This is a genomic window from Streptomyces sp. NPDC002577 (assembly GCF_053594815.1).
Map to the genome: position 1 here is coordinate 417,126 of NZ_JBSFWK010000001.1, position 17,261 is coordinate 434,386.

12 protein-coding genes are annotated in these 17,261 nt (G+C 70.7%); 8 read left to right on the forward strand and 4 right to left on the reverse strand.

Annotation, left to right across the window (positions count from 1 at the left end; translation table 11 throughout):
* Positions 1 to 40: 40 nt before the first annotated feature.
* On the forward strand, positions 41 to 1,177 hold the full coding sequence (locus ACWD4J_RS01920; protein WP_451393292.1) for a DivIVA domain-containing protein: 1,137 nt from the start codon (positions 41 to 43) through the stop codon (positions 1,175 to 1,177).
* A gap of 477 nt (positions 1,178 to 1,654) precedes the next feature.
* Here the strand turns inward: ACWD4J_RS01920 and ileS are convergent, their stop codons facing one another.
* Positions 1,655 to 4,798, reverse strand: a complete 3,144-nt coding sequence (gene ileS / locus ACWD4J_RS01925) for an isoleucine--tRNA ligase (RefSeq protein WP_451393293.1) — start codon at positions 4,796 to 4,798, stop codon at positions 1,655 to 1,657.
* 527 nt (positions 4,799 to 5,325) lie between these two features.
* On the opposite strand from ileS, the gene ACWD4J_RS01930 reads away from it, so the two are divergent.
* The 6 genes from ACWD4J_RS01930 to ACWD4J_RS01955 all read left to right on the forward strand — a co-directional run bounded on the left by ACWD4J_RS01930 (position 5,326) and on the right by ACWD4J_RS01955 (position 12,477).
* Positions 5,326 to 7,386 (forward strand): TraR/DksA C4-type zinc finger protein, encoded by a 2,061-nt coding sequence (locus tag ACWD4J_RS01930; protein WP_451393294.1) that lies wholly within the window; start codon positions 5,326 to 5,328, stop codon positions 7,384 to 7,386.
* A gap of 123 nt (positions 7,387 to 7,509) precedes the next feature.
* Positions 7,510 to 8,181 carry a signal peptidase II gene (gene lspA, locus ACWD4J_RS01935; protein ID WP_451393295.1) on the forward strand — a complete coding sequence of 224 codons (672 nt, stop codon included), beginning with the start codon at positions 7,510 to 7,512 and terminating at the stop codon, positions 8,179 to 8,181.
* 120 nt (positions 8,182 to 8,301) lie between these two features.
* Entirely contained in the window at positions 8,302 to 9,246 is a 945-nt protein-coding gene (locus tag ACWD4J_RS01940) for an RluA family pseudouridine synthase (protein ID WP_451393296.1), read from the forward strand.
* Positions 9,243 to 9,722 carry a GNAT family N-acetyltransferase gene (locus ACWD4J_RS01945; protein WP_451393297.1) on the forward strand — a complete coding sequence of 160 codons (480 nt, stop codon included), beginning with the start codon at positions 9,243 to 9,245 and terminating at the stop codon, positions 9,720 to 9,722. Before ACWD4J_RS01940 ends, ACWD4J_RS01945 begins: the two co-directional genes overlap by 4 nt.
* 314 nt (positions 9,723 to 10,036) lie before the next feature.
* Positions 10,037 to 11,620, forward strand: coding sequence for a Na+/H+ antiporter (locus ACWD4J_RS01950; protein ID WP_451393298.1), 1,584 nt, complete (start codon positions 10,037 to 10,039; stop codon positions 11,618 to 11,620).
* Positions 11,621 to 11,724: 104 nt separating this feature from the next.
* Positions 11,725 to 12,477, forward strand: coding sequence for an SDR family NAD(P)-dependent oxidoreductase (locus tag ACWD4J_RS01955; RefSeq protein ID WP_451393299.1), 753 nt, complete (start codon positions 11,725 to 11,727; stop codon positions 12,475 to 12,477).
* Positions 12,478 to 12,487: 10 nt separating this feature from the next.
* Here ACWD4J_RS01955 and ACWD4J_RS01960 read toward each other — a convergent pair whose 3' ends face one another.
* Complete coding sequence (locus ACWD4J_RS01960) at positions 12,488 to 13,597, reverse strand: mechanosensitive ion channel family protein (RefSeq protein WP_451393300.1); 1,110 nt, start codon at positions 13,595 to 13,597, stop codon at positions 12,488 to 12,490.
* Positions 13,598 to 13,662: 65 nt separating this feature from the next.
* Here ACWD4J_RS01960 and ACWD4J_RS01965 point away from each other — a divergent pair, with 65 nt between their 5' ends.
* Positions 13,663 to 14,232 carry a dienelactone hydrolase family protein gene (locus ACWD4J_RS01965; RefSeq protein ID WP_451393301.1) on the forward strand — a complete coding sequence of 190 codons (570 nt, stop codon included), beginning with the start codon at positions 13,663 to 13,665 and terminating at the stop codon, positions 14,230 to 14,232.
* A 53-nt stretch (positions 14,233 to 14,285) separates the two neighbouring features.
* Here the strand turns inward: ACWD4J_RS01965 and ACWD4J_RS01970 are convergent, their stop codons facing one another.
* Both ACWD4J_RS01970 and ACWD4J_RS01975 read right to left on the reverse strand, forming a co-directional pair.
* Positions 14,286 to 15,278 (reverse strand): zinc metalloprotease, encoded by a 993-nt coding sequence (locus ACWD4J_RS01970; protein WP_451393302.1) that lies wholly within the window; start codon positions 15,276 to 15,278, stop codon positions 14,286 to 14,288.
* Positions 15,279 to 15,595: 317 nt separating this feature from the next.
* Positions 15,596 to 17,254 (reverse strand): alkaline phosphatase D family protein, encoded by a 1,659-nt coding sequence (locus ACWD4J_RS01975; protein WP_451393303.1) that lies wholly within the window; start codon positions 17,252 to 17,254, stop codon positions 15,596 to 15,598.
* Positions 17,255 to 17,261 lie beyond the last annotated feature (7 nt).

A 17,261-nucleotide genomic window follows, 5' to 3' on the forward strand; every position in this document is an offset into this window, starting at 1 on the left:
CGGTCTTGCCGAATGCCGACGACTACGTTGAGGTGAAGAGATGCCGTTGACCCCCGAGGACGTGCGGAACAAGCAGTTCACGACCGTCCGCCTCCGAGAAGGCTATGACGAGGACGAGGTCGATGCCTTCCTCGACGAGGTCGAAGCCGAGCTGACCCGCCTGCTCCGCGAGAACGAGGACCTGCGCGCCAAGCTGGCCGCGGCCACGCGGGCCGCCGCCCAGAGCCAGCAGCAGGCCATGCGGAAACCGCCCGAGCAGCAGGATCGTCCCGGCGCCCCGGTACCCGCTGCCATATCCGGACCGCAGCCGGTGCCCCCGCAGCAGCACCAGATGGGCGGACCGCCCCAGCTGCCCGGTGGCGCACCTCAGCTGCCTGCAGGTCCCGGCCATGGCCCTGGTCCCCAGGGTCCCGGTCCGATGGGTCAGGGCCCGATGGGTCAGGGCCCGATGGGTCAGGGCCCGATGGGTCAGGGTCAGTTGGGTCAGGCTCCGATGGGCCAGGGACAGATGGGCGGCCCCATGGGCGGTCCCATGGGTGGTCACGGACCCCAGCTGCCCGGCCCCGGTCAGGGCCCCGGCGGCGACAGCGCCGCGCGCGTCCTGTCTCTTGCGCAGCAGACCGCCGACCAGGCGATCGCGGAGGCCCGCTCCGAGGCCAACAAGATCGTCGGCGAGGCGCGCAGCCGTGCCGAGGGCCTCGAGCGCGACGCTCGCGCCAAGGCCGACGCCCTTGAGCGGGACGCCCAGGAGAAGCACCGCGTGGCGATGGGCTCCCTCGAGTCCGCTCGCGCGACGCTGGAGCGCAAGGTCGAGGACCTGCGCGGCTTCGAGCGGGAGTACCGCACGCGTCTGAAGTCCTACCTGGAGTCGCAGCTGCGTCAGCTCGAGACCCAGGCGGACGACTCGCTGGCTCCGCCGCGGACCCCGGCGACGGCCTCTCTGCCGCCGTCCCCCGCGCCGTCCATGGCACCGGCCGGTGCGAGCGCCCCGTCGTACGGCGGCAACCAGACGATGGGTGGCAACCCGTCTCCGGCCGCCCCCTCCTACGGTGGTCAGCAGCAGATGTCGCCCGCGATGACGCAGCCGATGGCGCCGGTGCGGCCGCAGGGGCCGTCGCCGATGCAGCAGGCTCCTTCGCCGATGCGTGGGTTCCTCATCGACGAGGACGACAACTGACGGGCGCGTGATCGCGCCGTAGGCGTCGGCACGCCTTCCAAGGGCCGGGCCCCCGGATTTTCCGGGGGCCCGGCCCTTTGGCGTGCGCTTCTGTCGGCTGGCGCCCCGTCGTTTCCCACCGCCGTGGGCACGCGTGCCGCTCCGTACCGCCGTGGGCAGTCGTGCCGCTGGGGCGATGGGGGTGCCCCCATGCCGTTCAGGCTATGGGGGAGGGTGGGCACGGCACCCGTTGTCGGGCGCCGGAACGACGCAGGTCAACCAAGTCGCCCCGGCGGAGGCACATCGTCCCCGTGCCCGCCGTCGTGGGGCTGTGCCCACCCTCCCCCAGCTACCGCTGGGAGGTGCCCCCAGCCTTGCGGAACGCCTGCCGACAGCAGACAGCGGTCGGACGCGCATCTGTACCCGTGCACAAAACGCCGAAGGACCCGTTGCCCAAGATACTTTGGGCAACGGGTCCTTCGGTGGCCCGCCGGGGGCCTATGCCTTGCGGAGGCGGAACGTCAGGGACAGCGGCTCGTCCGTGAACGCGGCGCCGTAGCTGTCGTCGGCCTCGCCCTGGGCGAAGTCCGTCGAGAGGACCTCGTCCGCGATGAGCGGGGCGTGCTCGGACAGGGCTGTGGCGACCGCCGGCTCCGTGGCCGTCCAGCGCAGGGCGATGCGGTCCGCGACGTCCAGGCCGCTGTTCTTGCGGGCCTCCTGGATCAGCCGGATCGCGTCACGCGCGAGACCCGCCCGCCGCAGCTCCTCCGTGATCTCCAGGTCGAGGGCGACCGTGGCACCGGCGTCCGAGGCCACCGACCAGCCCTCGCGAGGCGTCTCGGTGATGATCACCTCGTCCGGGGCCAGCGTCACCGTCTCGCCGTCGACCTCCACCGACGCCGTTCCCTCGCGCAGTGCCAGGGACAGCGCCGCCGCGTCGGCGTCGGCGACGGCCTTTGCGACCGCCTGCACGCCCTTGCCGAAGCGCTTGCCCAGCGCACGGAAGTTCGCCTTGGCCGTGGTGTCGACCAGCGAGCCCCCGACCTCCGAGAGCGAGGCCAGCGCCGAGACGTTGAGCTCCTCGGCGATCTGGGCGCGCAGCTCGTCCGAGAGCACCTCGAAGCCCGCCGCCGCGACCAGCGCGCGGGACAGCGGCTGACGGGTCTTCACACCCGACTCGGCACGCGTCGCCCGGCCCAGCTCCACCAGGCGTCGCACCAGCACCATCTGCTTCGACAGCTCGGGGTCGATCGCGGACAGGTCCGCCTCCGGCCACGAGGAGAGGTGCACCGACTCGGGCGCGCCCGGCGTCACCGGCGCGACCAGGTCCTGCCACACCCGCTCCGTGATGAACGGGGTCAGCGGGGCCATCAGGCGCGTGACCGTCTCGACGACCTCGTGCAGGGTGCGCAGCGCCGCCGTGTCGCCTTGCCAGAAGCGGCGCCGGGACCGGCGTACGTACCAGTTCGACAGGTCGTCGACGAACGCCGAAAGCAGCTTGCCGGCGCGCTGCGTGTCGTACGCCTCGAGTGCCTGCGTGACCTGGTCGGTGAGCGCGTGCAGCTCGGACAGCAGCCAGCGGTCCAGGAGCGGGCGGTCGGCCGGGGCCGGGTCGGACGCGGACGGCGCCCAGTTCGACGTACGGGCGTAGAGCGCCTGGAAGGCGACCGTGTTCCAGTACGTGAGGAGCGTCTTGCGAACGACCTCCTGGATCGTGCCGTGGCCGACACGGCGCGCCGCCCACGGGGAGCCGCCGGCCGCCATGAACCAGCGGACCGCGTCCGCGCCGTGCTGGTCCATCAGCGGGATCGGCTGCAGGATGTTGCCCAGGTGCTTGGACATCTTGCGGCCGTCCTCGGCGAGGATGTGGCCGAGGCACACCACGTTCTCGTACGACGACTTGTCGAAGACCAGCGTGCCGACCGCCATGAGGGTGTAGAACCACCCTCGCGTCTGGTCGATGGCCTCCGAGATGAACTGCGCCGGGTAGCGGCTCTCGAAGAGATCCTTGTTCTTGTACGGGTAGCCCCACTGCGCGAACGGCATCGAGCCCGAGTCGTACCAGGCGTCGATGACCTCCGGGACGCGGTTCGCCGTCAGGCCGCAGCCGTCCTGCGGGCAGGGGAACGTGACCTCGTCGATGTACGGCCGGTGCGGGTCGAGGCCCGACTGGTCGGTACCGGTCAGCTCGGTGAGCTCCGCGCGCGAGCCGACGCAGGTGAGGTGACCCTCCTCACAGCGCCAGATGGGCAGCGGGGTGCCCCAGTAGCGGTTGCGGGACAGCGCCCAGTCGATGTTGTTGTTCAGCCAGTCGCCGTACCGGCCGTGCTTGACCGAGTCCGGGAACCAGTTGGTCTTCTCGTTCTCCTCGAGCAGGCGGTCCTTGACGGCCGTCGTGCGGATGTACCAGGACGGCTGCGCGTAGTACAGGAGCGCCGTGTGGCAGCGCCAGCAGTGCGGGTAGCTGTGCTCGTACGGGACGTGCTTGAGCAGCAGGCCGCGCTCGTGCAGGTCCTTGGTGAGGGCCTCGTCGGCCTTCTTGAAGAAGACGCCGCCGACCAGCGGGACGCTCTCCTCGAAGGTACCGTCGGGGCGGACCGGGTTGACGACGGGCAGGCCGTAGGAGCGGCAGACCTTGAGGTCGTCCTCACCGAAGGCGGGGGACTGGTGGACCAGACCCGTGCCGTCCTCGGTCGTCACGTATTCGGCGTTGACCACGAAGTGGGCCGGAGCCGGGAACTCCACCAGCTCGAACGGACGCTGGTACGTCCAGCGCTCCATCTCCGCGCCGGTGAAGGTCTGGCCGGTGGTCTCCCAGCCCTCGCCGAGCGCCTTGCCGACGAGCGGCTCGGCGACGACGAGCTTCTCCTCGCCGTTCGTGGCGACGACGTACGTCACCTCGGGGTGTGCGGCGACCGCGGTGTTCGAGACGAGCGTCCAGGGCGTGGTCGTCCAGACCAGCAGCGCGGCCTCGCCCGCCAGCGGGCCGGAGGTGAGCGGGAAGCGGACGTAGACCGAGGGGTCCACGACCGTCTCGTAGCCCTGTGCCAGCTCGTGGTCCGACAGGCCCGTGCCGCAGCGCGGGCACCAGGGGGCGACGCGGTGGTCCTGGACCAGCAGGCCCTTGTTGAAGATCTCCTTCAGCGACCACCAGACGGACTCCACGTACTCGGGGTCCATCGTCCAGTACGCGTCGTCGAGGTCGACCCAGTAGCCCATCCGGTTGGTGAGCTCGGTGAAGGCGTCGGTGTGGCGGGTCACGGACTCGCGGCACTTGGCGTTGAACTCGGCGATGCCGTACGCCTCGATGTCCTGCTTGCCGCTGAAGCCGAGCTCCTTCTCGACGGCCAGCTCGACCGGGAGGCCATGGCAGTCCCAGCCGGCCTTGCGGGCCACGTGGTAGCCGCGCATGGTGCGGAAGCGGGGGAAGACGTCCTTGAAGACGCGGGCCTCGATGTGGTGGGCGCCGGGCATGCCGTTGGCGGTGGGCGGGCCCTCGTAGAACACCCACTCGGGGCGGCCCTCGGACTGCTCCAGGCTCTTGGCGAAGATCTTCTGCTCGCGCCAGAAGTCGAGAACGGCATGCTCGAGGGCGGGCAGGTCTACCTGAGCGGGTACCGGGCGGTACTGGGGCGGCGTCATCGAATGAGCTCCTCCAACGGACTGCTGTCTTCCGTCGGAGGGACGAGAGCCTTGTCGCGCTCCCGCGGTACCACCCTCCTTGGCCCCTCGGCGCTTGTGTGTGCGCCGATGAGCCCCCTCATTGGGGTCGCGATGCCGGGTCTACTTGCGTCCGCTCGCGTGCCGCGAGGCTTCGGCGTTCTTCCGGCGGCTCCGGGGTGATCTTCACGTCGCGCTCGCCCCCGGGCTCGCACCGTCCCCGGGTCGCTCATGGCTGCGTACGTCGCTACTCGTCCCCATCCACGCTTTTCGCTCCGCCCAGTGTACGGCGCCCACGGAGGCGGGGCAGACCGGTTTTCCAGGGGACCGGGGCGGCGGGCGGGGCCAGGCGGGCGCGGCTCTGGGCCAAATGGCCATCCCCGGCCGTCCGCGGGGCAGCGGATTCCGGCTCGACCTGCTCGGCGGAATACCTGGCGGCGAGCTGGGCACAACGCATGCAGGCTTGCCGCGCGGACCCGCGGGGCGGGCGAATCGGGCGGCGTGCCCCGTTGCCGCGGGACCAGAGTCGATTTATCGTCCCAGCACGATTCGCGAGCAAGATCACAATATGTGAAGGGGCCGCGGCCATGGTGGCGAGGAAGACCGCCGTACAGCACTCGGCGTCCGTCAGATCCACTGGTAGTGCGGACGGCGCGGTGGCCAAGGACGTCAGCGGCAAGAAGAGCACGGCCGGCATGTGGATCTTCCGTGCGGCGCTCGATGTCGCCAGGAAGACCATGAGCACCATGGGTGTGAAGACCACGGCCGGGGAGGCCGGGACAGCCCAGGAGTTCGAGGTCGGCGAAGAGACGCAGGCGCAGGTCAAGGAGGCGCCTGCCAGGAAGGCGGCCGTAACCGGTGGGGAGGCCGGGGGCCGGAAGGTGTCGGCGACGGGCGCGCCCGCGAAGGGCACACCTGCGAAGGCGACGACGGCGCGGACGACAGCCAAGAAGGCGTCCGCGGCGAAGACGGCCAAGAAGGCGGCCACGGCGAAGACGGTCAAGAAGGCGGCCACGGCGAAGACGGCGGCTGCGGGGACCGTCGCTGTGGAGGCGCCGGCGAAAAGGGGGGCGGCGGCCAAGGCGGCCCCTGCGAAGAAGGCGGCCGCAGTGAAGGGGCCCACGAAGAGGGCGGCCGCGAAGAAGGCGACAGTGGCGGAGACACCGGCCAGGAAGGCGGCGGCAGGAAGGGGAGCGGCCAAGAAGGCGGTCGCGGGCGAGACCGCGGCCAGGAAGGCGGCGGCAGAAAAGGGCGCGGCAAAGACGGCGGTCTCGGCGAAGGCGCCGGCCAAGAAGGCGGTTGCCAAGAGGACGGCGGCGGCCAAGACGGCGGCGGCCAAGAAGACGGCAGCAAGGAAGACGGCGGAGGCGCCCGCGAAGAAGGCCGCGGCGAAGAGGGCCCCTGCGAAGAAGGCTCCTGCGAAGAAGGCGGCTGTGGTGAAGGCGCCGGCGAAGAAGGTGTCCGTGCGTCAGGTCGCGACCGGGACCGCCGCGGCCAAGAAGGACGCGGCCAAGAAGACCACGGCCAAGAAATCCGCGGTCAAGAAATCCGCGGCGAAGAAGACCACGGCCACGAAGGTCACGACCACTAAGGCCACGACCGCCAAGACCACAGTGAAGAAGAGCGCGGCGAAGAAGACCACGGCCAAGAGGGCACCCGCGACGAAGGCTCCTGCCAAGCGTGCGTCGGCCAAGACCGTCGTACCGGCGAGGACGGCGGCCAGGAAGACGGTCACGGCGGAGGCTTCTGCCAGAAGGACACCGGGCAGGAAGAGGACGCCGGCCAAAGAGGCGCCTTCCGACAAGGGGCCGTCCGACAGGGCGCGGGCCGAGGAGGCAACAGTCGAGGAAGCCGCGGTCACGACGGCGGACGCGGAGCCGGCGGCCGAGAAGGCGGTGGCCGATGAGGCCGCGGTCGGCCAGGCGCCCGTACAAGCCGTACAAGAGGTCGCTCAAGAGCCCGCTGCGGAAGGTGCGGCGGCGGCAGGTAAGCACAGGCCCGTAAAGGCCTCGGCGAGCAAGAGCACGGCCAAGAGGACGGCCGCGTCCGCGGCCGAGGACGCGGCTGAGGCCGCGACGACGACGGGAGTCACGACGGTGGTTGCGAAGAAGACTCCGGACACGGCTACGGAAGCGGCACAGGCCACCGCGGTGCCCAAGGCGCGCGGCGTGGAGCCGGGCGAGCTCCCGGTACGGCCCGGGGAGGACCCCTGGACCACGGAAGAAGTCGAGGAGGCCCGTGGCGAGCTGCTCAGCGAGGCGACGCGGCTGCGTGACGAGATCGAGTCGTCCGAGGCGTCGCTCGTCGGCCTGATGCGTGATTCCGGGGACGGCGCGGGCGACGACCAGGCCGACACCGGCGCGAAGAACATCACTCGCGAGCACGAGATGGCGCTCGCCGCCAACGCCCGCGAGATGCTTGTCCAGACCGAGCACGCCCTGCAGCGCATCGAGGCCGGGACGTACGGGCTCTGCGAGAACTGCGGCAACCCTATCGGCAAGGCCCGTATGCAGGCGTTTCCGCGCGCCACGCTGTGCGTGGAGTGCAAGCAGAAGCAGGAGCGGCGGTAGCGAGCGGCCAGGTCGCCCGTGCCGCTTCCCGTCTTCGTACGGTCAAGCGGCTCCTGAGCACGTGAGGCCGCACCCGGGTGTCGTACTCTCGTCCTCAGTCAGGCACCTAGTTGAGGGACTCACGTGGCAGAGGCGGAGCGCATCATCGGTACGCCGGATACCCCAGAGGCGGCAGGGGCCGTGCCGTCGGAGCCGTCCGACGGCGATGAGGCCGCGGCCGCGCCGCGGTCATCGGCCGCCGGTGCGGTGCCGGAGCGGCAGGGCGGTGCCGAGGAGAGCACGGTGCCGTCCGCCGAGGAGCGGCCTAAGGGCAAGCGCAAGATGCTCGTGCTCATCGCGGTGGCCGCCTTCGCCTATGTCCTCGACCTCGTCAGCAAGATGATCGTGGTAGCGAAGCTGGAGCACCACGAGCCGGTGGAGATCGTCGGCGACTGGCTCAGGCTCGAGGCGGTCCGGAACGCGGGAGCCGCGTTCGGGATCGGCGAGGCCTTCACCGTGATCTTCACGGTCATCGCGGCCGCCGTGATCATCGTGATCGCACGTCTCGCCCGCAAGCTCTACAGCCTGCCGTGGGCGATCGCGCTCGGCCTGCTGCTCGGCGGTGCGCTCGGCAACCTCACCGACCGGCTGTTCCGTTCGCCGGGTGTCTTCGAGGGCGCGGTCGTCGACTTCATCGCGCCGAAGGGTTTCGCGGTGTTCAACCTCGCGGACTCGGCGATCGTGTGCGGCGGCATCCTGATCGTGCTGCTGTCGTTCCGCGGGCTCGACCCCGACGGAACCGTCCACAAGGACTGATCCGGGCCACGGAAGCGCTGATCCGGGCCACCGACTGACGCGAGCCCCCGGACCGCTCCGGGCCTGGAGCGTTCCGGGCTCGCGTGCGGGGGTGCCGGACCCGTCCGGCATACTCGACGGGTGAGCACGATTCCCGAGATCCGTACCCTGCCCGTGCCCGACGGCCTGGAGGGCGAGCGCGTCGACGCCGCCATCTCCCGCATGTTCGGCTTCTCCCGTACGAAGGCCGCCGAGCTGGCGGCGGCAGGCAAGGTGCTGGTCGACGGTGCGGCGGTCGGCAAGTCCGAGCGGGTGCGCGGTGGTGCCTGGCTCGAGGTCGAGATGCCGCAGGCGCCCGCGCCGGTGCAGGTCGTGGCGGAGCCCGTCGAGGGCATGGAGATCGTGCACGACGACGATGACGTGGTCGTGATCGTCAAGCCGGTGGGCGTGGCCGCGCACCCGAGCCCCGGCTGGAGCGGCCCGACGGTGATCGGCGGTCTCGCCGCCGCGGGGTACCGCATCTCGACGTCCGGCGCCGCCGAGCGCCAGGGCATCGTGCACCGGCTGGACGTGGGCACGTCCGGGCTGATGGTCGTCGCCAAGTCGGAGCGCGCGTACACGTCGCTGAAGCGCCAGTTCAAGGAGCGCACGGTCGACAAGCGCTACCACACGCTGGTGCAGGGCCACCCCGACCCGACGAGCGGCACCATCGACGCACCCATCGGGCGCCACCCCACCCACGACTACAAGTGGGCCGTGACGGCCGACGGCAAGCCGTCCGTCACGCACTACGACCTGATCGAGGCGTTCCGCGCGGCCTCGCTGCTCGACGTCAAGCTGGAGACCGGCCGCACGCACCAGATCCGCGTGCACATGTCGGCGCACCGCCACCCGTGCGTCGGGGACCTGACGTACGGCGCCGACCCGACGCTCGCCAAGCGGCTCCGCCTGACCCGGCAGTGGCTGCACGCGGTGCGGCTCGGCTTCGACCACCCCGGCAGCGGCGAGTGGGCCGAGTTCGAGAGCGCCTACCCGGACGATCTGCAGCATGCGCTGGACCAGGTGCGGGCGGAGACGTACGCATGAGCCTTCCGTCCCTTCCGTCGTACGTGGTGCGGGTGGCCGAGGACGCGGCCGACCGCGAGGCGTGCTTCGCGGTGCGCAAGGAGGTCTTCGTCGTCGAGCAGGGTGTCCCACAGGACCTCGAGTACGACGCGTACGACGCCGATGCCGTGCATGTGCTCGCCGTGCGCGACGACGGGGTTCCGCTCGGCACGGGGCGCCTGCTTTACGGCGAGGCGGCGGCCGCCAAGACCGGTGGTGATCCGGCGGTGGGCTCCCTCGGGCGGCTCGCGGTGTCCAAGGCCGCGCGTGGTCTCGGTGTCGGGGTGGCCCTGGTGCGCGCCATCGAGGACGCGGCGCGGGAGCGCGGGCTGACGGCCGTGGACCTGCATGCGCAGACGCATGCGCTGGGCTTCTACGAGCGGTTGGGGTACGCGGCGTACGGGGCCGAGTTTCCCGATGCGGGGATTCCGCATCGGGCGATGCGGAGGGTTCTCTAGGCGTCGGTGGGGGTCCGCCTCCGGCGGGGGTTCTTGCCCACCCACCCGCCCTGTTTGTGGGGGCAAGCCCCCACGCCCCCCGGGGGCTCCGCCCCCTGGACCCCCGAGATCGCCCTTCGGGCTCGTCCTCAAACGCCGGACGGGCTGATACGGGCCGCCGGACGGGCTGATACGGATCGCCGGACTGACTGATACGGACCGCCGGACGGACGGATACAGATGGGCTGAAATACCCCCGGTGGCGCAGCCCGGTTCCGGCGATGATCGCATGGCACGCTTGATCCCTCGTCGTCGAGAGCGGTCGGAGCGGTTCCGTGGATCAGTTGGTCCTGCTGTTCGTGCTGTTGCTCGGGGCCGTGGTGAGCGTGCCGTTGGCGGACCGGATCGGGCTTCCCGCGCCCGTACTGATGACACTCGGCGGAATCGTTTTGGCACTTCTGCCGCTGCCGAACGTCAACGTCCCACCGGAACTGATCCTCCCCGCCCTGCTGCCGCCGTTGCTCTACGCCTCGGCGCAGCGCACCTCCTGGCGGCAGTTCGCCGCCAACAAACGACCGATCTTCCTGCTGGCCGTGGCCCTCGTGTTCGTGACCACGGCGGCGGTCGCCGCCGTCGCCCACACCATCGTGCCGGGGCTGCCCATCGCGGCCGCCGTCGCCCTCGGCGCGCTCGTCGCCCCGCCCGACCCGGTCGCGGCGACCGCCGTCGCAGGCCAGCTCGGCCTGCCGCGCCGCATGGTGTCGATCCTGGAGGGCGAGGGCCTGTTCAACGACGTGACGGCCATCGTGCTCTACCACGTCGCCATCAGCGCCGCCGTCAGCGGCTCGTTCTCGCTGCCGCACGCCGCCTTCGAGCTGGTGCGGTCCGCCGTCGTCGCCGTCGCGGTCGGCCTTGCGCTCGGCTGGGCGGCCAACAAGCTCCTGGGCTTCCTCGGCGACGCCACGCTCCAGGTCGGCCTGACCCTGATGGTGCCCTACGTCTCCTACGTCCTGGCCGAGGAGTGGCATGGCTCCGGCGTCCTCGCCGTCCTCACCACGGCCCTGTTCCTCGCCGAGTACGCACTGGACGCCGACGACGTGCTGACCCGCCTCAGCGGGCGCACCTTCTGGAACGTCGTCGACACCCTGGTCACCGGGCTGGCGTTCGGCCTGGTCGGGCTGGAGCTGCACATCGCCATCGGCACCGCGTCCGGCCGCTGGGGCGAGATGCTCGGCTGGGCCGCGGCGATCGTCGGCGTCGTGATCCTCGTACGACTGCTGTGGCTGCTGCCGGCGACCTGGCTCACCTCGCAGCTGCACGCGCGCCGCCGCGACGACGAGGACATCCCCCTCAGCCTGCGGGAGACGGTCGTCATGTGGTGGGCCGGAATGCGGGGCGTGGCCTCCGTCGCGCTGGCCCTCGCCATTCCGGAGAAGACGAACGCCGGTTCGCCCTTCCCGGACCGCGGCGAGATCGTCTTCATCGCGTTCGGCGTCATCATGGCGACCCTCGTCCTGCAGGGGCTCAGCCTGCCCTGGCTGGTCAGGAAGCTCGGCGTGCAGGCGGACACCGAATCCGAGAAGGCTCTTGAGAAGGAGCTCGCGGTGCGCGCCTCCCAGGCGGCCCGGCAGCGGCTGAAGGAGATCCAGGACGTCGAGGAGCTGCCGGAGGACGTGACCGAGCAGCTCCTGCGCCGCGCGCTCGACATCGGACTGAGGGTCAGCCCCGACATCGGGGACGAGGAACGGCGGGAGGCACTGGCCCACCGCGTGGAGCGGATCAAGAAGATCCGGCGCATCCAGGGCGAGATGCTCTCCGCCGCACGCCACGAGGTGCTCTCCGCGCGCAGCGAACCGGGTTCCGACCCGGAGATCGTCGACCGTGTGCTGCGGCATCTGGACGTGCGCAGTCTGAGATGAGACGACGCCCGCGGGGACGGCAGCCGTGTGAACTCTCTGACAAGCGTGTCCACTTGGCCCGTCGGGGCGCGAGACGAGCAGGAACCGCGAGGTAACGTCGTCGCATGACTCGGAACGTGGTGATCAGCGGTGGCGGTACGGGCATCGGGCTCGCGGCGGCGCAGGCCTTCGCGTCGGACGGGGACCAGGTGCTGCTGCTCGGGCGCCGCGCCGAGGTGCTCGAGAAGGCCGGGGTGCCGGGCGCGCTGACGTATGCCGCGGACCTCGCCGAGGTCGAAGACGTGCGTGGGGTCGCGGCGTTCGTGGCGGCAGAGCTCGGCACCGTCGACGTGCTGATCCACAGCGCGGGCGGCAGCGGCCTGCTCGAACCGGGGCCCGAGGCCGAGACCGAGGCCGACGATCCGCTGACCGCCGTCGCGCACGCCTGGACCGTGGCCTTCCGGCTGAACACGCTCACCGCCGCGCTGCTCACCGAGGCGCTGAGCGACCGGCTCGCATCGCCCGGCGGGCGGGTGCTGTTCCTCAGCTCCATCGCGGCGTACCGGGGCTCGGGCTCCGGCGCCTACGCGGCGTCCAAGGCCGCCCTCCATCCGTACGCCTTCGATCTGGCCCGCAGGCTCGGGCCACGGGGGATCACGGTCAACGTCGTGGCTCCCGGATACATCGAGGACACCGAGTTCTTCGGAGACCGCATGACCGAGGAGCGCCGGCAGCAGTTGATCGCCGAGACGTCCACGGGGCGGGCCGGTACGCCGGGGGACGTCGCCGCGACGCTTCACTGGCTCGCGTCGGTTTCCGCCGGGCATGTCACTGCGCAGGTGGTTCAGGTCAACGGGGGTGCGGAGCACGGGCACTGAACCAGGGCGCTCACCCCCGCCCCGTTCGCGGTGTCACCCCGTCCGTGGGCGCGGTCTCCGGCATGCGTACCTGGCGTGGGACCGCCGGTGGAGTTGAGGCCTGGGCGGTGATGATGCGTGGCAGTGCGTACGGGTGTTCCTCCGCAAGCCAGCGGATGAGCTGTTCGCGCACCGTCACCCGCACCGTCCAGACGTCGTCCGCGTCCTTCGCCGTGACCAGCGCCCGTACCACCATCGTGCTGGGCGTGGTCTCCGTCACCGCCAGGCCCCAGTCGCGGCCGTCCCACGCGGGGCATTCGCGCACGATGTCCCCGAGCTTCTCGCGCATCGTGTGCACCGGAGCACGGTGGTCCAGATGGAAGAAGACGGTGCCCGTCATCTGGACGCCGCCGCGCGACCAGTTCTCGAACGGCTTGCTCGTGAAGTACGACACCGGCATCGTGATCCGCCGCTCGTCCCAGGTCCGTACGGTCAGGAACGTCAGCGTGATCTCGTCGACCGTGCCCCACTCGCCGTCCACGACGACCGTGTCCCCGAGCCGCACCATGTCGCCGAACGCGATCTGCAGCCCCGCGAAGAGGTTGCCCAGCGTGGACTGTGCGGCGATACCGGCGACGATGCCGAGGATGCCCGCCGAGGCGAGCAGCGAGGCACCCGCCGTCCGCATCGCCGGGAACGTCAGCAGCATCGCGGCGGCCGCCACCACGCCGACCACGGCGGAGACGACTCTCTGGATGAGCGTCACCTGCGTACGCACCCTGCGGACCCGCGCGGGGTCGCGGCGCGCCGCGGCGTACCGGGCGTACGAGGACTCGACCACCGCCGCCGCGATACGGATCACCAGCCAGGCGGTGGAGCCGATGAGCACCAGGGACAGGACACGGCCGATCGCCGCCGCGTGGTCCTCGGCGATGCCCGCCTGCTCGTACGACCCCCGCAACAGCCCCGTGCAGAGCACGACCTGGAGCGGAAGGCGGCAGCGGCGCAGCAGCCCCCACAGGGGGGTCTCGTTGTGCCGGTCGTCGGCACGGCGCAGCAGCCGGTCCACCGCCCATCCGACGAGCAGTGTGAGCACGACCGAGCCACCGACGACGATCAGGGGACGCAGTACGTTCTCCATGCCTTCGAACGTAACCAGTTCCGGCGCTCCCTGAACATGCCGCGGGGGCTGGCACCATGGGCCCCATGAACATCATGCTGTTTCACTCGACGTACGGGCTCCGGCCCGCGGTGCGCGCGGCGGCGGACCGGCTGCGCGAGGCCGGGCACGAGGTGTGGACGCCCGATCTGTTCGAGGGCCGCACCTTCGACGACGTCGAGGAGGCCAGGGACTTCAAGGACGAGATCGGCAAGGACGAGCTGTTGAAGCGCGCCGTGCTGGCCGCCGCGCCCTACTCGGAGCGGGGCCTGGTGTACGCGGGGTTCTCGCTCGGCGCCGCGCTCGCCCAGACGCTGGCCCTCGGTGACGAGAAGGCGCGCGGCCTGCTGCTTCTGCACGGCACGTCCGACATCGCCGAGAACGCGCACGTGGACGAGCTGCCCGTCCAGCTGCACGTCGCCGAGCCCGACCCGTTCGAGCCGGACGACTGGCTGAGCGCCTGGTACCTGCAGATGCGCAGGACCGGCGCCGATGTCGAGGTCTACCGATACGCCGGGGCCGGCCACCTCTACACCGACCCCGGCCTGCCGGACTACGACGCGGAGGCCGCGGAGGCCACGTGGCGGACGGCGCTGGGGTTCCTGGAGACCCTGTAGCCGTTCCCCGGGTCACCGGGTTCCGGCGCCGCCCGCCCGCGCGTCAGCCCTCGTCAGCCCGCCGCGCGGTACGCCGCCCAGCTGTCCTGCATCCGCTGCACCTGGCCCGCGGTGAACTGGTACATGCAGGAGTCGTAGGTGTAGTCCATGAAGTTGTGGATCGGGTCGACGCCCGTCGCCTTGGCGCAGGTGTCGCGCCCGGTCGGGCACTGGAAGGCCGCGCTCGCCTCGGCAGGGGTGTCCGACACGTAGTCGCCCTTGCCGTTACAGCCGCCCTGGAACGTGTGGTAGAGCCCCAGCCAGTGGCCGATCTCGTGGGTTGCGGTGTCGCCCTCGTTGTAGTTGGTGGCCGAGCCGCCGGGCAGTGAGGTGTCGAGCACGACCACACCGTCGTCGGACGGCTGCGACTTGTACGAGGACGGGAAGGTGGCCCAGCCCAGCAGGTCGTCGCCCAGGTTGGCCGTGTAGAAGTTGAGCGCGTTCGCGCCGCCCTCGCGGAGCGCGGACTTCATGGCCGACTCGGCGGTGGAGCCGGGTGTGATGCCGTTGTACCAGGCGGCGTTGTCGGTGTAGTCGGTGCCGGCCAGCGTGAACTGGAAGCTCGAGTCGGTGTTTCCGGTGCCCTGTCCGCCGTACGCCGCGTTCAGCACGTCGATCTGACTGCTGATGTCGGTCGCGGTGAGCTTGCCGGTGGTGCCGTCGTGGATGACGTGGAAGTACACCGGGATCGTGGTGACCGCTGCGGCGGAGAAACTGCCCTCCGCGCGCAGTTTCTCGAGTCTCTGCTGCAGATCCGCGTCCATGGCCTTGGCCTTGGCTGCGGTGATCTCGTTGGGCTCGTCGGCCTGCTTGCCTTCCGGCGTATTGGCTTTGCGGGCGGTGGCCTGGGTGTCGGCGGCGCACTTCTCGGCGGCGGAGGGCGCCTTGGCGGCGGCAGCCGTCCCCGTGGCGGTGGAGAGCGGGGCCAGGGCCAGGGTTCCGGCCATGACTGCCGTACCGATGAAGCGCCTGCGCAGACGCGGCGATATATGGGCAAGAGCACGCATGGTGACTGACTCCTCGCGGACGCGGGCGAGGAGGTCTTCCTCGCCGTCCGGGGGAGATTACGTGCTCATGCCAGGAGCGCAGAGGATCGATCTGGCCCAATCGCTCGGCGGGCGAATCGGATCTACGGGGAGAAAACTCCGACCTCGTCCCGTAGTTTGAGATGTGCGCGTAACGATCGGCGTAACCGGGGCGGGTGGTGTGTCCGCATTCGGAACACGGAGCGCACCACCCGCCGTAGCGGTGTGACCTGTCCTTAACAGACGTGGTCTTGGCCGGATCTGATCGGTCGGCAGGTCGACAGAAGCGGCCCCGGCGATCAGAACACCGGCGCGTAGACCCGCTCCACCTTCTGCGTACCGCTGAGCGTGCGGTACGAACGCTCCCAGGACGCGGTCGCCTTGGGATCGGTGCGGTCGGAGATCACGTAGTAGTCCATCTGGGAGCGGTCGGAGGTGACGTCGAGGACTCCGTAGCCATGGGCGTCCATGTCCAGCCACTTCACATGGCGGTTGGCCGCCTTGATCGCGGCCTCCGCTACCAGCGACACCGTGTTCGGGGCGACATGCAGGATGTCGTCGAGGTTGTCGGAGGTCACGGAGGTCACCACGAACTCCGTGGCCGCGGACGCGGACAGGGGGTACGTCGACGCCTTCACCGGCAGGTCGTTCGCCCATGCCATGTGGATGTCGCCGGTCAGGAAGACGGTGTTGGTGATGCCGTTGTCCCGCAGATGCGCGATGAGCTCCCTGCGGTCGTCCGTGTAGCCGTCCCACTGGTCGACGTTGATCGCGAGGCCCTCCTTGGGCAGGCCGAGCAGCTCCGCCAGCGGGCCGAGCAGATCGGCCGGCAGCGCGCCGAAGGCGACGGGCGAGATCATCACCGATGTGCCGACCAGCCTCCAGGAGGCGTCCGACGCCGCCAGGCCCGACTTCAGCCAGTCGAGCTGGGCGCGGCCGGTGATCGTACGGTCCGGGTCGTCCACGTCGCCGTTGCCGATCGTCGACTGCTCGGAGCGGAACGAGCGCAGGTCGAGCAGATGGAGATCGGCCAGCTTGCCGTAGCGGAGCCTGCGGTAGACGGTGCCCGCCGTGGAGGGGCGCACCGGCATCCACTCGAAGTACGCCTGCTTGGCGGCGGCCTGCCGTACGGCCCAGTCGCCCTCGGTGTCCGGCGTGTGGTTCTCGGCGCCGCCCGACCAGGCGTCGTTGGCGAACTCGTGGTCGTCCCAGATCGCGATGACGGTGTGCGCGGCGTGCAGGGACTGCAGATCGGGGTCGGTCTTGTACTTCCCGTGCCGGGTGCGGTAGTCGGCGAGCGTGATGATCTCGTGCTGCGGCTCGTGCGTGCGGACGGTGTACTCGGCCGCCGGGTACTCGCCCGTCTTGTACTCGTAGATGTAGTCGCCGAGATGCAGCACCGCGTCCAGGTCGGCGCGGCCCGCGAGATGGCGGTACGCGGAGAACCAGCCCGCCTCCCAGTTGGCGCAGGACACCACCCCGAACCGGACGCCGGACGCGTCGGCGTCGTACGCGGGTGCGGTGCGCGTACGGCCCACGGGGGAGACGGCGTCGCCCGCGCTGAAGCGGAAGTAATAGACGCTTGCAGGGTGCAAGCCCCTTACATCGGCCTTGACTGTGTGGTCGGAGCCGGCCTTCGCGATGGTCGCGCCCCGGCCTACCACCGTGGTGAACCCCTTGTCCTCGGCTATCTCCCAGCTCACCTCGGTGTCCGGGCCCTCGCCGGATCCGGGCACGGCCTCGGGAACGGGGGTCACCCGGGTCCACAGCAGGACGCCGTCGGGCAGCGGGTCGCCGGAGGCCACGCCGTGCAGAAACGCGGGACCGTCCGCGGCCTGGGCCTGAGGGGCCGCGACGAACGGGGCGAGCGCGGCCGTGGCGGCCGCAGCCTTGACGACCGTACGGCGGCGCGGGGCGCGGGAGTTGGGGGAATCCGGAGAGCTGAGTCGTCTGGTCACGGCCGAT